15 protein-coding genes are annotated in these 14,362 nt (G+C 56.3%); all 15 read left to right on the top strand.

Annotated elements, in window-relative coordinates; all coding sequences use genetic code 11:
- Positions 1-863 (top strand): type 1 periplasmic-binding domain-containing protein (locus AC221Y_RS11300; RefSeq protein ID WP_486707343.1); only part of this gene is annotated, 863 nt, incomplete at its 5' end.
- Between the two features lie 68 nt (positions 864-931).
- Positions 932-1,675 carry an ABC transporter ATP-binding protein gene (locus tag AC221Y_RS11295; RefSeq protein WP_299757604.1) on the top strand — a complete coding sequence of 248 codons (744 nt, stop codon included), beginning with the start codon at positions 932-934 and terminating at the stop codon, positions 1,673-1,675.
- Entirely contained in the window at positions 1,672-2,400 is a 729-nt protein-coding gene (locus AC221Y_RS11290) for an ABC transporter ATP-binding protein (RefSeq protein WP_486707342.1), read from the top strand. The genes AC221Y_RS11295 and AC221Y_RS11290 overlap by 4 nt, the downstream gene beginning before the upstream one ends.
- Positions 2,400-3,278, top strand: coding sequence for a branched-chain amino acid ABC transporter permease (locus tag AC221Y_RS11285; RefSeq protein ID WP_299757754.1), 879 nt, complete (start codon positions 2,400-2,402; stop codon positions 3,276-3,278). The genes AC221Y_RS11290 and AC221Y_RS11285 overlap by 1 nt, the downstream gene beginning before the upstream one ends.
- Positions 3,278-4,309, top strand: a complete 1,032-nt coding sequence (locus AC221Y_RS11280; protein WP_299757756.1) for a branched-chain amino acid ABC transporter permease — start codon at positions 3,278-3,280, stop codon at positions 4,307-4,309. Before AC221Y_RS11285 ends, AC221Y_RS11280 begins: the two co-directional genes overlap by 1 nt.
- Before the next feature lie 4 nt (positions 4,310-4,313).
- Entirely contained in the window at positions 4,314-5,096 is a 783-nt protein-coding gene (locus AC221Y_RS11275; protein WP_299757758.1) for a glutathione S-transferase family protein, read from the top strand.
- Positions 5,093-5,542, top strand: a complete 450-nt coding sequence (locus AC221Y_RS11270; protein WP_299757760.1) for a DMT family transporter — start codon at positions 5,093-5,095, stop codon at positions 5,540-5,542. Before AC221Y_RS11275 ends, AC221Y_RS11270 begins: the two co-directional genes overlap by 4 nt.
- 8 nt (positions 5,543-5,550) lie before the next feature.
- Positions 5,551-6,342, top strand: coding sequence for an ABC transporter ATP-binding protein (locus AC221Y_RS11265; protein WP_299757761.1), 792 nt, complete (start codon positions 5,551-5,553; stop codon positions 6,340-6,342).
- Positions 6,339-7,196 (top strand): ABC transporter permease, encoded by an 858-nt coding sequence (locus AC221Y_RS11260; protein ID WP_299757763.1) that lies wholly within the window; start codon positions 6,339-6,341, stop codon positions 7,194-7,196. Before AC221Y_RS11265 ends, AC221Y_RS11260 begins: the two co-directional genes overlap by 4 nt.
- A gap of 61 nt (positions 7,197-7,257) precedes the next feature.
- Positions 7,258-8,289 (top strand): ABC transporter substrate-binding protein, encoded by a 1,032-nt coding sequence (locus AC221Y_RS11255; protein ID WP_299757765.1) that lies wholly within the window; start codon positions 7,258-7,260, stop codon positions 8,287-8,289.
- Positions 8,290-8,340: 51 nt separating this feature from the next.
- Positions 8,341-9,420, top strand: a complete 1,080-nt coding sequence (locus AC221Y_RS11250) for an alpha/beta hydrolase family protein (RefSeq protein WP_299757767.1) — start codon at positions 8,341-8,343, stop codon at positions 9,418-9,420.
- A 446-nt stretch (positions 9,421-9,866) separates the two neighbouring features.
- Positions 9,867-11,177: a M24 family metallopeptidase gene (locus AC221Y_RS11245; protein ID WP_486707341.1), complete on the top strand. Its 1,311-nt coding sequence runs from the start codon at positions 9,867-9,869 to the stop codon at positions 11,175-11,177.
- Between the two features lie 62 nt (positions 11,178-11,239).
- Positions 11,240-12,241, top strand: a complete 1,002-nt coding sequence (locus tag AC221Y_RS11240) for a thiamine pyrophosphate-dependent dehydrogenase E1 component subunit alpha (protein ID WP_299749262.1) — start codon at positions 11,240-11,242, stop codon at positions 12,239-12,241.
- 10 nt (positions 12,242-12,251) lie between these two features.
- Positions 12,252-13,247, top strand: a complete 996-nt coding sequence (locus AC221Y_RS11235; protein WP_299749265.1) for an alpha-ketoacid dehydrogenase subunit beta — start codon at positions 12,252-12,254, stop codon at positions 13,245-13,247.
- Positions 13,237-14,226, top strand: a complete 990-nt coding sequence (locus AC221Y_RS11230; RefSeq protein WP_299749268.1) for a biotin/lipoyl-containing protein — start codon at positions 13,237-13,239, stop codon at positions 14,224-14,226. The genes AC221Y_RS11235 and AC221Y_RS11230 overlap by 11 nt, the downstream gene beginning before the upstream one ends.
- Positions 14,227-14,362 lie beyond the last annotated feature (136 nt).

Below are 14,362 nucleotides of genomic sequence, written 5' to 3'. Positions count from 1 at the left end.
TCTACTTCCAGCCAGATGCGGCCGAGTATGTGGGTCGTTCTCTGCAAGGACTAATCGAGGATCTGATCCCGGAAGGCGAACGCCCAAAAACGGCCGCCGTCGTCGCGGCTGACGACTTCTTTGCCAATGCAGTCGAGACAGGCTTTCTTGGAACGCAAGTGATCGACCCTGCGGATGGTAGTGTGGTCGCTGATCTTGCGCCCGGCTATCTGTCGGAAGCCGGGATCGAAGTTGTCTACACCGAGAAATGGCCGGAAGAAGGCTTCAACGACTGGCTGAACCTTGCCAATTCGATCAAAAGGTCCGGTGCTGAACTGATCGTCGTTTTGTCAGCCTCTGCCGAAGAAGCTGTGCAAATTACGCGCGCGTTTGCGACAGTGCGGGCGGAACCTAAGCTGGTTTACTACAGTCAGGGAACCCAGGCCGAATTCTACGAGGGTACCGGCGAATCGTCCGATAGCATCTTGATGCACACATCGTGGCATCCGGCCGCCCCCTATATGGGTATGCTGTCGGGCAAGGAGTTCTCTAACCAAGACTTTGTCGACGCCTTTACCGCTGAATTCGGCACGCCGCCAGACGAGGACTCGGCCATTCCATTTGCCGTTTGTCAGGGCATCGAACAAGCGATTATCGGAGCCGGTGCAGCCGATAATGCTGCCATGGGCGCATGGCTTGAGGCGCGGACGCCAGAGGATCCGGTCCGGACAGTTCTGGGTCGCTTCTCGTGGAACGATATAGGCCTGCCAGTTGATAAACCGTTCCTTATTGCGCAGTGGAACGGTGGCGAACTGCAGTTTGTCTATCCGACGGACGAGTTTCCTGAAGTCTCTGAGGTGACATATCCCAAAGACGGTTTCTAAGCACTGGCGGGGACCGGGCCGCGTGTGCCCGGACCCCGCAACACCTCCAAAAAATTTGGAAATGCGAAATGCTTGAGGTCAAGGGCCTGTGCAAATATTTCGGCGGCATTCGAGCCGTCGACGACTGCTCATTTAAAGTGGAAACCGGAAAAATTACAGCACTGATCGGTCCTAACGGCGCGGGTAAGACAACTGCATTTAACTGCATCAGTCGAACGATGATCCCGACCAAAGGCGAAGTTTGGCTGGATGGTGAGCGCATCGATGGCCTGCGCCCGCACAAGATCACCGCGCGCGGGTTGTCACGGACATTTCAAATCTCGCGGAATTTGGCCGATATGACAGTGCTTGAAAACGTGATCTGCCAATCCAAGATCTCAGGCTGGCGCGACATGTTGAAGCCCGCGATGAGCGCGGCCGAAATCGACAAGGCACTCGGCATTCTCGACTTTCTTGGCATCACAAGAATTGCAAATGAAGACGGATCGAACCTGAGTTTCGGTCAGAAGAAACTGATGGACCTCGCAGCGCTTTTGATGAGCGATCCAAAGATCATCCTGCTTGATGAGCCCGCTGGCGGCGTGAATCCGACCCTGTTGGAAGAAATCATTGGCCACATCCGAGAGCTGAACGAACAGGGTCTGACGGTGCTGATCGTCGAACACAACATGGAGCTGATCATGCGCCTGTCACACCGGGTTGTTGTGATGGCCCAAGGTTGCGTGATTGCTGATGGCACCCCTGAAGTTGTGCGCGAGGACCCGCAGGTTCTTGAAGCATATCTTGGCGGCGAAGTGGAGGAGCCAGCGTGACAGAACTTCTTGAAGTTGACGGCATTACCGCTGGTTACGGTGACGGGCCGGCGATCCTTGATGGCACAACGCTTTCGGTCCAGCCCGGCAAAGTGCACTGTATTATTGGACCCAACGGCGCGGGAAAGTCGACGCTGCTGAAGGCTATTGTCGGCATGCTAAAGGTCCGTCAGGGCGACGTGCGTTTCAACGGTGAAAGCATCGTCGGTCTGCGCCCAGATCAGGTCCTGCGTAAGGGCATCTGTTTTGTGCCCCAGGAACGGGCTCTTTTTCCCAAAATGACTGTGCGGGAAAACTTGCGGATGGGTGGCTATTCCTTGGCCGACAAGTCTGACCTTGAACGGCGGATCGACAAGATCGAAGAGCAATTCCCGATCCTCAAAGAACGCCGCGATCAACATGCAGGCACGATGTCGGGTGGTCAGCAACAGACACTTGCCATGGCACGCACGATGATCCTGAAACCGCAGATCGTGATGCTGGACGAACCGTCCTTGGGGCTGGCGCCGAAGATCGTCGCAGAGGTTTTTGAAATCATGCGGGCGATGGCCGCAGAGGGGATTACGATCCTGCTGGTCGAACAGAATGCGCTGATGGGGCTCAAGCATGCCGATTGGGGCGTTGTCCTCGATCTGGGGCGCACGCTGTTTGAAGGTCCGGCAAAAGAGGTCTTGGCCGACCCCCGTATTCAGGAGCTTTATCTTGGCGGGAAGAGAGCAGCGTAATGGCCGATATTCTGCAAATTCTCATCCTCGGTTTGGCACTCGGTGGCGTTTATGCGCTGATGGGATCGGGGCTGAGCCTTGTGTTCGGGGTCATGCGGATCGTGAACCTCGCTCATCCTTCGCTGATCATGGTCGGGGCTTATGTCGCCTACTGGGCGTTCAAGCTTTATGGCGTTGATCCAATGATCTCGCTGCCGATAGCGACCGTGATCCTTGGAGCAATTGGTGTGTTGCTTTACAAGCTGATCTTTGAGCGCGAAGCCCGTTCGGCCAAGTATTCAGAGATGACGGTGCTGCTAACGTTTGCGCTGGCCATGGTGGTTGAAGGCGCGCTGGGGACAGCCTTCACCAATACGCAGCGGGTGACCTCGCCGGGCTATGCCACAGACGCTTTCTTTATCGCCGACATATTTATCCCCAAGGGTCAGCTTTATGCTGGGATCGTGTCGCTGACACTAATCACCTTTCTTGCGCTATTCATGAAGTACTCGCGTTTTGGCAATGCCATCCGCGCTACCACTCAAAACCGAGAGGCGGCAGAGCTTTTGGGCGTGAACGTCAACCTTGTCGGCCTCGTCAGTTTTGCCATCGGAATCGCCTTGGCGGGGGCGGCAGGCGCGCTTGTGTCCTTCATCCTGTCGTTCTTTCCCGCCAAGCACTGGGAGTGGATCGCGATCCTGATGTCACTGGTTGTCCTCGGAGGGATGGGCTCGATCCTTGGGACGGTTCTGGCCGCCTATATCCTATCGGTCGTGGCGGCTTTCGTGGGCTTTTACTTTGGCGCCACGTGGTCGACGCTGACGTTTTTTGTGGCGCTCTTTGTTGTGTTGTTGGTCCGACCCCAAGGGCTCTTTGGCGAAAAGCCGGAGCTCGCATAATGACAACCCTTGAAACTGGCGACATCCTTAAAGCGCGTAAAACCTACAACGATGGACTTGCATCCTCGATCGAGAAACGGCGCGCCACATGGTTTCCCATTGGGCTTATGGTCGTGCTTATGGCGCTGCCTGCGCTCCAGTTTGTCGGCAATTACAATTACGTCATTCACCTGGTGCTCTATACCGCGTGCTATGTCGTCATGGCTTCGGGATGGAATATCCTTGGTGGGTTCACCGGCTATATCTCCCTAGGGCACAACGTGTTTTTTGCCATCGGTGGCTATTTCGCCGGAATGATCTTTGCCCGCTACGGTGTATCAACAATCATTCTGGCGCCAATTGCCGGGCTTGTGGCGGCCATGGCCGGCTATGCCATTGGCCTAATCACTCTGCGGGTGAGAGGCCCTTCTTTTATCATCTCATCACTGGCACTAGTGATGATCTTCCGGATTTTCTTTGAAAACTGGGAATTCGTCGGCGGTGCTGCGGGTGTCTCGTTGAAAGCAAACAGCCTGTCGGTAGTCTGGGCAAAACTGCCCTATTATTATGCCTTCGTGATCATGGCTGCCTTCGCCGTCTGGGTCTCCTACAAGATCAAGCACTCTAAATTTGGCCTTGGCCTGCGCGCAATTTCCAAAGACGAGATCAAGGCCGAAAGCGCGGGTATTGATACCCGCACCTACAAAGTATTGGCGTTTGCGATTTCGGCATTTTTCGTCGGCATGGCCGGGGCCGTCTGGGGCGAATATCTGACCTATATCCGGCCCAACATATTTCTGGTGATCCTGATTTCGGTCAATATGGTCCTGATGTGCATTCTGGGCGGCAAGGGCACCATCGCGGGGCCGGTTGTCGGGGCGATCCTGATTGTTGCCTTCAACGAATTGTTTGTCGCGACCCTTGGTGCGTCCGAGATCAACATTCTTGCCACCGGGCTGATCATGATGATCTCGCTGATGTTCTTTCCGCTTGGCATCGTTGGCAGTCTTGCACAGCACAACATGCTGCCGCGCATATTGAATTGGGACTGACCTGATGGCTGACTTTGTCCTTTACAATGCGCCACAATCAACCTGCAGCCAGCGGGTTCGCTACGCCCTTCATGCCAAAGGGTTGGCGTTTGAAGAGCACAAGCTTGACCTTTTTTCAGGCGACCAGTTAAAGCCAGAGTATCTGGCAATCAATCCCAATGGGGTCGTGCCAGCACTGGTCCACAAGGGTGTCCCGGTGATCGACAGCGCGGTGATCCTGGAGTTTATCGAAGACATCTGCCCTAACACAGCGTCGATGCGTCCGAGCGATCCGCATGAGGTCGCAAGACTGCGCGCGATGATGCGGTTTGTCGACGAGGTGCCAACTCCGGCGGTGCGCGTGCCCTCTTATAACCTCGCTTTCCTGCCGCACTTTCAGGCGATGTCCGAGGATGAGTTTCAGGCGCTTTGCGACAGCAAACCATTGCGGCGCGAGTTCCTGATGCGGATGGGGCGCACCGGCTTTCCGCAAACCGATATGGACGAGGCGATGGGTCGACTTCGCCGAGGGATTGAACGGATGGCGGACTGGCTGACACAGAGTGGCGGCCCGTGGATCATGGGCCAGCAGATCAGCCTTGTGGATCTTGCCATCATGCCCGTCATCGTGCGGATGGGCGACATTCTTCTTAGCCACGTCTGGGACAAACATACCGAAATTCAGGCCTGGCTTGAACGCTTGCGGCAAACGCCGGAATTCCAGGCGACCTACTATCACGGCGCTCTTTTGACCGAGAAGTATCCGCATCTTGCGCGACTTCATGAGGAAAGCAGGACCGCATCGTGAACCCCTTTCCCTACATGGCCGCCGCCATCCTTCTTGGCGCGCTGGTGACAATCCAACCGCTGCTGAACGCCATTCTGGCCCGCTCAATCGGCAGCCCCTATGGCGCTACGACGGTGGCCATTTTCCTAGCTTTCTTGTGCGGCCTTGCATTCATCACACTGCGCGGCAATGGCGGCGAGATCAGCGTGCGAACCTTGACTGCCGTGCCTTGGTGGGTCTATCTGACCAGCGTGATCGGCGTTCTTTTCGTGGCGGGCGGCGTGGTGATTGCGCCGGTCACCGGGGCGTTCCTGTTTTTCGTTTGCGTCATTGGTGGCCAGTTGATCGGGTCAGCCATCATGGACCATATGGGCGCCTTCGGCCTGCCTGTCCGCGAAATTTCGATACAGCGTCTGTTGGGACTGACCCTTGTCCTTGGCGGTGCAATTCTTGTGAGCAAAGGATGATCACAGACATGAACCAATCCACCGCTATGGAGCCACCGGCCCACGCGCGAGACGACATCGTTGTAGCAAACGGGACAGGGATGGTGTTCCCCGGTCCGGTCGTTGCGCTTGAAGACGCCAGCTTCCATGTGAAGCGCGGCGAATTCGTCTCGCTGATCGGTCCGTCGGGGTGTGGCAAATCAACACTACTGCGACTGGTCTCAGGTCTGATCAAGACGACGGCCGGGCAACTCAACATCTTTGGCACGCCGGTTGATGGTCCGCGGGCAGAGATTGGGATGATGTTTCAGAAGCCCACGTTGCTGGACTGGAAATCGGTCTTCGATAATGTCCTGCTGCCGATCACGTTGGCGGGGACAGTTACTAAAGCGGACCAGACACGGGCGATTGATCTGATCCACCTTGTGGGCTTGAAAGGGTTTGAATTCTCGTATCCGCGCCAGCTTTCGGGGGGCATGCAGCAACGTGTCGCCCTTGCGCGGCTCCTTACTTCGGGTGCGGAGCTGTTGTTGCTGGATGAGCCGTTCGGCGCGCTGGATGAATTCACCCGCGAACGATTGAACCTCGAACTGATGCGCATCCAAAGCGATCTTGATGCGACGATCTTGTTTGTGACGCACAACATTCAAGAGGCCGTGTTCCTCGCCGATCGGGTCTTTGTCATGACACCGCGTCCAGGTCGTTTGGCCGCGACAATCGATGTGCCGCTGCCCCGACCTCGCACTATCGAGATGACAAAATCGTCCGAATACAACGACCTTGTTTTTAACATCCGCGATACGCTGGGAGGCTTCATATGAGCGAGTACGCAACGAATATACCGAGTGCGTCAGCGCCCCGTTCGATCCCGGTTTGGGCACAGCACCTTATCGTCTTTGTGTTCTTCATCAGCATATGGGAACTGGCAGTGCGCAATGAATGGGTCTCCCGGCTGATCCTGCCGTCGCCCTTTGATGTGGTCTTCGCTTGGTGGGATCTTGCGATCGTCAAGGCGCTGATCTGGAAGCATTTCTTCGTGACGCTAACAGAAGTCGTCGTTGGCTTTTTGCTGGGAGCAGGATTTGGTCTGTCCATCGCGATCCTAAGTGCAATGAACAAGACATTCCGGCGTCTGATCTCGCCCTATATGGTGGCTCTGCAAGTCACGCCTCGGATCGCCGTGGCTCCCATCATTGTGGCGTGGCTAGGCTTCAATATGGAGCCCAAGATCGCCATCGCCGCCATCATCTGCTTCTTTCCAATCTTCATCAATTCCCTCACTGGACTGATGCAGGTTGATGACGAGCGACTGGAAATGTTCGAGTCGATGCGCGCCTCGCGGTGGCAGATCTTTCGCCATCTGCAATTGCCCGGTGCGATGCCGGTCATAATGGCAGGTTTCAAGACGGGAATATCGTTGGCCTTGATCGGCGCAATCGTGGGCGAATTCGTATCCGCCAGCGTAGGGATCGGAGTTTTGATCCAACGATTCTCGTTCCAGCTTCTTTTGCCAGAAGCCTTTGCGTGCCTCATCATGCTGACGGGCATGGGCCTGTTGCTATATGGCACGGCCACATTCGCCGACCGCCGCGTCATCTTTTGGAAAGACGATAATCTGGTGACTAAGAGTGCGCATCGCTTGCGGGCGAAACATGCCGATCTGCTCAAAGAATGAGCAACGGAAGATTCAACTTGAAACCAATTCAAACAACGAAAACCAACCAAGGGAGAACACCATGAAATTGAGAATTGCAGCCGCTCTGCTAGCCGCCGCCGTCAGTGCCGCGCCTGTCGCGGCACAGGATTTGAAAGAGATCAATGTGCTCACACCGCTGCCGCGCCACACCGCGTGGTATCCGCTGCTTGTGGGTGAAGCGCTTGGATATTTTGCTGAGGAAGGCGTGTCCGTCACACTGATCGATGGTGGGGACCTACCAGCAACGGCATTTTTAGAGAACGGGCAGGTGGATCTTGCCTCGCTTGATCCTTCAGAAGTCATTCTGGCACACGAGCGCGGATTTGATTTTGACGTCGTCTATGAAGTCATGCATGGCGCTGTCGAAGGCGTCTTTGTTCTTGACGACAATCCAGTGACATCGCTGGCAGAACTGAGCGGGACCACCATCGGCATCGTAGGCGAGAGCGACCGGGGCCTACTGCTGTCAGCACTTGGTCACGCTGGTCTTACTGAAGGCGACGTAACCATTGCTGTGCTTGGTGAAAGTGCGCCATTGCTGGCCAACTCGCTAAAAAATGGTCAGGTTTCGGCCATTGTCGGCGCGATTTCCGATTTCGTCGCATTGGCGTCTCAGGATGTAATGACCAAAAACCTCCTACCGTCAGAGATGAGCGAGCAACCCGCCAACAACTACGCCATGCGCCATGATGCGATCGGCGGCGAAAACGATGCGCTGGTCGAAGGGTTCCTGCGCGGTTGGGCCAAGGGTGCTGCCGCTGGCCTAGTCGACCTTGATGTCACCCGGGCTATGGCGATGAAAGCGGATCCGGAGAACTGGGTCAACGAAGAGCTTGGTACGATCTTTTTGCAAGCGGCTCAAGGGCTTCACACCCCAGATGGCGACACCTACGGCGATCTTCGGGCCGATATCTGGGAAGCGGTTATTGCTGAAATGACCGCAGTTGGCATGATCAACGGCGACGTCCCCACAGGGGAAATCCTTAATCCTGTCTATATCGAACGGGTCAACAACTTTGAACAGTCAGACATTGAAGCTGACGTTGCGGCCTGGAAGGCCGACAACATGTAATTGGGCTGGGGCGCGGCGTTTGTCGTGCCCCGACCAATCAGGAGATTCAAGATGACTGACACCCCCGCGAAACCCGATGCGCGCGTTGCAGCGGCGACGGCACATTGGTCCCACCGGTTCTTGTCGAATGGCATTCAGTTGGCGGATTTTCAGGACGTGACCAGCAGCATCATAAGTTGGGACGATTGGTGCTCCGCCTGGGTTGCAAAAGGCGACGTGCATCATGCGCTTGGACGCGAAAGTGAAGCCGCCGATCTTGCCTTGAGTGCGGGCGAACATTTCACCGCCGCTGGTGTCTGTTATCATTTTGGCAAGTTTCTCTTCGTCCATGATGTTGCGCAAATGCGCGTGGCTCACGACAAAGCGGTTGAAAGCCGCAATCGAGCATTGCCTCTGCTTGACCCGCCGGGCGAACGCGTCGCAATCCCGTGGAATGGGGACACGCTATTCGGCAATCTGCGCAAACCGAGCGGCGTGCCGAGCCCACCTGTCGTTGTGATGATTATGGGATTGGATTCGACCAAGGAAGAGATGCACACTAACGAAGCGGTGTTTCTCGCCCGTGGCATGGCAACGCTCGCCTTCGACGGGCCGGGGCAAGGCGAAGCAGAATATGACCATGCAATCCTGCCAGAATATGAAGGCCCTGTCGGCGCGGTGATCGGCTACCTTGAAACCCGAAATGATGTTGATGCAGGCCGTGTTGGCCTTTGGGGCGTCAGCTTGGGTGGCTATTACGCCCCTAGGGCCGCAGCGTTCGAACCGCGCGCGCGCGCCTGCATCTCTTTGACCGGGCCATTCGATTTTGCCGAGGCATTCGACCGGGCCCCAGCTTTAACGCGCGAAGCCGTTATCGCCCGCACCAAGTCTGCGGATGCCGAGGCTGCTCGAAAGATAGCCGAGCGTATGTCGCTGGTCGACGTGGCGGGCCAGATCACCTGTCCGATTTATATCGTTGGGGGAAAACTTGACCGCGTGATCCCGCCCGAACATACCGAGCGGCTGGCCGCAGCCGTCTCTGGGCCGGTCGTGCTGAATATGGTTGAAGACGGCGGCCACGTGGCAAACAATCGCCCCTACAAGTACCGGACACAGGCCGCTGATTGGATGGCCGCTCATCTTTCGGCATAGTGCCAATCGCGGACCCCAAAGCTAAAGCTCCGGCAAATGGCGTCACCGAATACACACCGCCTCCTTGCTTGCCATTGGGCTGCCCAATTCCTCCGGTTGGCGGATATGCTTTGGCTATTCCATCAAACGTTGCCCTGGATAGAATTAATCCAATTTGGACAGCTCTGGCATCGCTGAGCTCTACACACGCGACAAAACTCGATATTGAGAATGGGAGCCTAGTCAGCCTGCGTTTCAGCGTCAGCATGGAGCCCCAAGTAAAAAACAGATCGCGGTAGATATCCATTGTGGATGAAATGGCGCGTGTACGGTCTATGCGAACGATTGCACAGCGTCGAGAACTGTTTAGAATGAAGTCTTGCAGAGTCGCCTTTTCAGTCGGATCTGACCATACCATTTTTTCTGTAATGTGCGCTAATCGCGTACCCCTAATGAAAGGCAAACTCATGTCAGATCATCCAGGAAATGCGCTTATGCCCAACCTGCTTACCCCGCAGGACATCGAGCCCAACTGGCGTTGGGAAGGTAAGATCCCTGCTTGGGGTCACACTGCAGTTGATTTTGAAAAGCGCGTCGATCATGACCGCCTGCGGCGCTACCGCTTGGGCCGGACACGCCAAGCCCTCAAGAACAGTGATTGCGGTACGCTTTTGCTCTTTGATGTGAATAACATCCGCTACGTATCCGCTACGAAAATTGGTGAATGGGAACGCGACAAAATGTGTCGCTTCTGCCTGCTGACGGGCGATGATGCCCCTTATGTCTGGGACTTCGGCTCGGCCGCCGTGCACCATAAGAAATACTCTGACTGGCTGGTGCCGGATCATTGCCGCGCCGGTGTCGTGGGAATGCGCGGGACGATCCCGCCAAGTTTCGGTCTGATGAAGAAATACGCTGAAGAAATTGCGGGCCTGATTGAGGATGCTGGCATGAAGGATATGCCGGTTGGCGTGGATTACGCCGAAACGGCGATGTTCCACGCCCTGCAAGAGGCGGGCCTGAATGTTGTCGACGGACAGCAGGTCATGCTGTCGGCCCGTGAGATCAAGAACTGGGACGAAATTCAGCTTCTGACGCAGGCGGCCGCAATGGTCGACGGTGTATACCACATGATCTACGAAGAGCTGAAGCCAGGTGTGCGTGAGAACGACATTGTCGCCCTGTCTAACAAGATGCTCTACGAGATGGGCAGTGATGATGTAGAGGCGATCAACGCCATTTCGGGCGAGCGCTGCAACCCGCACCCGCACAATTTTACAGATCGCTATTTCCGCCCTGGCGACCAGGCGTTCTTTGATATTCTTCAAAGCTATCAGGGATATAGAACGTGTTATTACCGCACCTTCAACATTGGTCGCGCGACGCCAGTGCAGAACGATGCGTATGTCAAGGCGCGTGAATGGCTGGATCTGGCCATCGATCGGATCAAACCGGGTGTCTCGACCGACAAGGTGGCCGAAGTTTGGCCCACCGCTGAAAGCCTTGGCTTCCCAGATGAGCTATCGGCGTTCGGCCTTCAGTTTGGCCACGGCCTAGGTCTTGCGCTGCACGAGCGCCCGATCATTAGCCGCGCGGTCAGCTTCGAGAACCCGATGGAGATTCAGACTGGCATGGTCTTTGCGCTGGAAACCTACTGCCCGGCGAAAGATGGCTATTCCGCTGCCCGGATTGAGGAAGAGGTCGTGGTGACGGACACTGGCTGCGAGGTAATCTCGCTCTTCCCCGCCGAAGAGCTTCCCATCGCCAACCGCTACTGATTACTCCCTAACTGCCTGGCTCCCTGTTTATGGGGGCCGGGCCCTTTTTTGAGAGCCATGCCATGAGCCCTGCGAAGAAAAAGACCAACAGCGAGGACTATCTGCGCATGTATCGCCAGATGGTTCGGATCCGCACATTTGAAGACAACGCCAACCAGCTGTATCTGTCGGCCAAAATGCCGGGCTTAACGCATATGTATTCCGGAGAGGAGGCCGTCGCGGTCGGCATCTGCGAGGCGCTAGAAACCACTGATAAAATCACATCAACGCACCGGGGGCACGGTCATTGCGTCGCTAAAGGCGCCGCTTTCAAGGAAATGTTTTGCGAACTTCTGGGCAAGGAAGAAGGCTACTGCCGCGGCAAGGGTGGCTCGATGCATATCGCCGATCAGTCTAATGGCAACCTTGGCGCCAACGCCATCGTTGGCGGCTCCATGGGCATCGCCACCGGGGCGGCGTTTACCTCCAAACTTCTCGGTAAGGACGATGTCGCCGTCTGCTTTTTCGGCGACGGAGCCACGGCGCAGGGTCTGATGTATGAGGTCATGAACATGGCTGCACTTTGGAAACTGCCGGTGATTTATGCTTGCGAAAACAACGGATACTCCGAATACACCAAAACCGAAGAAATCGCCGCAGGTTCTATTACCGCCCGTGCGGAAGCCTTCGGCATTGAGGCACATCAGGTAGATGGGCAAGACGTGCTTGCCGTCAACAAACTGACGACCGATCTTGTCGCCCGCGCGCGCAAGGGCGAAGGCCCGTTTTTTATGGAATTGATGACCTACCGCTATCACGGCCACCACGTGGGTGACATCAATCGCGAATACTACCGCTCCAAGGAGGAAGAGAAGGATTGGAAGGAAAACCGCGATCCGATCATCCGCTTCCGCGCCTATCTGGTGGAGGAAGGCCTGGCGACTGAGGACGAGATCGTCGCGATGAACGACGAAATCTCCGCCGATGCAGACGCTGCCGTCAAATATGCGCTCGACGCCAAATATCCTGATGCTTCGGAGGTGGATATGCATGTCTTCACCGACATCAAACACGCGCTTGCCTGAGGAGAAGACAATGAGAGAGATCACCCTATCCCAGGCCGTCAACGAAGCCCTGGCAGAAGAAATGCGCCGTGATGAAACCGTCTTTATTATAGGTGAGGACGTGGCCGAAGCAGGCACGCCGTTCAAAGTATTGTCCGGCCTTGTCGAAGAGTTCGGCACCGGTCGCGTTGTCGATACGCCTATAGCGGAGCCGGGTTTTATGGGAATTGCCGTGGGCGCAGCAATGACAGGTACGCGCCCCGTCGTGGATCTGATGTTTGGCGACTTCATTTTTCTGATCATGGATCAGCTGTGCAATCAGGCCGCCAAGACGCACTACATGTCCGGTGGAAAGTTGAGCGTACCACTTGTCCTGCGCACGAACATGGGTGCAACGCGCCGCTCGGCAGCACAGCATAGCCAATCGCTGCACGCGCTTGTGGCACATATACCCGGACTTAAGGTCGCCATGCCATCGTCGGCCTATGAGGCAAAGGGCCTGATGAAAACAGCGATCCGTGACAACAATCCTGTCGTCATTTTCGAAGACAAACTGATGTATCAGGACAAGGCCCCTGTGCCGGAGGAAGAATTCCTTATCCCCTTCGGCGAGGCCAACATCAAACGTTCAGGCTCTGACATAACGCTGATCGGCACGTCCTCGATGGTGCAGGTCGCAGAAAAAGCCGCCGACATTCTCGCCGCAGAGGGCATCAGTGCCGAAGTCATCGACCCGCGGACCATTGTCCCACTCGACATGGATACCATCAATGCAAGTGTGCGTAAGACAAGCCGCTGCATTGTCATTGACGAGGGTCACCAGTCGTTTGGGGTGACATCCGAAATCGCCGCGCGGATCATGGAACAATCGTTCTACCACCTCGATGGCCCCGTCATCCGCATGGGCGCAATGGACGTGCCGATCCCGTTTAGCCCAGCATTGGAAGACGTTACCGTTCCTACGCCAGAAGGTGTCGCAGAAAAGGCGCGGATGCTGGTCGCGGGGGAGATGATCGATGCCGCTTGACGTCATCATGCCAGCACTCGGTATGGCGCAAGACACCGGAAAATTGGTGCAATGGCTCAAGCAACCGGGTGATCCAGTAGCAACTGGGGACCTATTGTTTGAGGTTGAAACCGATAAAACTGTCATGGAAGTTGAGGCGCAGGCCGACGGCTTCCTGACGCAAGTCAGCGCAGGCGACGGCGAGGATGTGCCGGTAGGGCAGGTCATCGCGGTCATTAGCGCCACGGCGGATAACGCTTTGGCTGCCCCGGCTGCCGCAGCACCTGTCGCAGCCCCTGAATTGACACCTGAGCTGACGTCAGCCGTGCCAACCGCACCCGTGGCTGCAGCCCCAGAGTCGAGCGATGGCCGTATCCTTGCCTCGCCTAAAGCCCGTCGCTTGGCAGCCGAAGAAGGCCTCGACCTTGGCCAGCTTGCCAATGCCGGGGTGTCAATGCCGTACCACGTATCTGACCTGATGACGCTGCGCAGTATACCAAGCGCCGCGGCACCGGGGCAGCCGGGCATCATGGTCGTGGCAAAGCAGATCACTGCGCGTTGCAGCCAGAAAGGCGCGCGCGACTTCATTGACTGGATGCAAGCTGACGGTGCAATCAAGATCCCACCAAACGCGCTGTTTGCAAGCTTTGCTGCCGGTGCTTTCCGTGCGGCAACAGAAGCCGCGACCGTTGTCGTGCACGTCTCTGATCCTGACGGCGACGGTGCGTATTTGCGCAACCCCGACTTCACCCGGCTGTCCGTTACACCTCAGGAAACTGAAGAAGACGCGACGCTGGTTCTTCATAATCTGTGTGATAGCTTTCTGACGTCGCTGCGGTTAGGCGACGCGGGTTTGCCTACCCTGAGCATCGGGGCGGATGGGGATAGCTACCTTATGACTTTCGACTTCGGCAACGACCATTTGGAAGACGCCCAAGCCATTGCTTTTGTCTCAGGCCTCGCGCGGCGTCTTGCCGACCCGCTGCATCACCTCGTTTAGGATACGACCAGCATGGAACACACCAATCTCTACATAAACGGCACATGGGTCGAAGGCGCAGAAAAAACCCGCTTTGACGTGATTAATCCCGCAACTGAAGAAGTGCTAGCCTCTGTCGCCTCTGCCGAGGTCGCCG

This window comes from Boseongicola sp., assembly GCF_057460485.1.
Note: the sequence above shows the minus strand (reverse complement) of the source record. Positions and strands in the feature narration are given on the sequence as shown.

Excerpts from the sequence above, each read along its gene's own strand:
- AC221Y_RS11295 (WP_299757604.1), top strand. The coding sequence starts at position 932 with ATGCTTGAGGTCAAGGGCCTGTGCAAATATTTCGGCGGCATTCGAGCC.
- AC221Y_RS11285 (WP_299757754.1), top strand. The coding sequence starts at position 2,400 with ATGGCCGATATTCTGCAAATTCTCATCCTCGGTTTGGCACTCGGTGGC.
- AC221Y_RS11280 (WP_299757756.1), top strand. The coding sequence starts at position 3,278 with ATGACAACCCTTGAAACTGGCGACATCCTTAAAGCGCGTAAAACCTAC.
- AC221Y_RS11275 (WP_299757758.1), top strand. The coding sequence starts at position 4,314 with ATGGCTGACTTTGTCCTTTACAATGCGCCACAATCAACCTGCAGCCAG.
- AC221Y_RS11265 (WP_299757761.1), top strand. The coding sequence starts at position 5,551 with ATGAACCAATCCACCGCTATGGAGCCACCGGCCCACGCGCGAGACGAC.
- AC221Y_RS11260 (WP_299757763.1), top strand. The coding sequence starts at position 6,339 with ATGAGCGAGTACGCAACGAATATACCGAGTGCGTCAGCGCCCCGTTCG.
- AC221Y_RS11255 (WP_299757765.1), top strand. The coding sequence starts at position 7,258 with ATGAAATTGAGAATTGCAGCCGCTCTGCTAGCCGCCGCCGTCAGTGCC.
- AC221Y_RS11250 (WP_299757767.1), top strand. The coding sequence starts at position 8,341 with ATGACTGACACCCCCGCGAAACCCGATGCGCGCGTTGCAGCGGCGACG.
- AC221Y_RS11245 (WP_486707341.1), top strand. The coding sequence starts at position 9,867 with ATGTCAGATCATCCAGGAAATGCGCTTATGCCCAACCTGCTTACCCCG.
- AC221Y_RS11240 (WP_299749262.1), top strand. The coding sequence starts at position 11,240 with ATGAGCCCTGCGAAGAAAAAGACCAACAGCGAGGACTATCTGCGCATG.
- AC221Y_RS11235 (WP_299749265.1), top strand. The coding sequence starts at position 12,252 with ATGAGAGAGATCACCCTATCCCAGGCCGTCAACGAAGCCCTGGCAGAA.
- AC221Y_RS11230 (WP_299749268.1), top strand. The coding sequence starts at position 13,237 with ATGCCGCTTGACGTCATCATGCCAGCACTCGGTATGGCGCAAGACACC.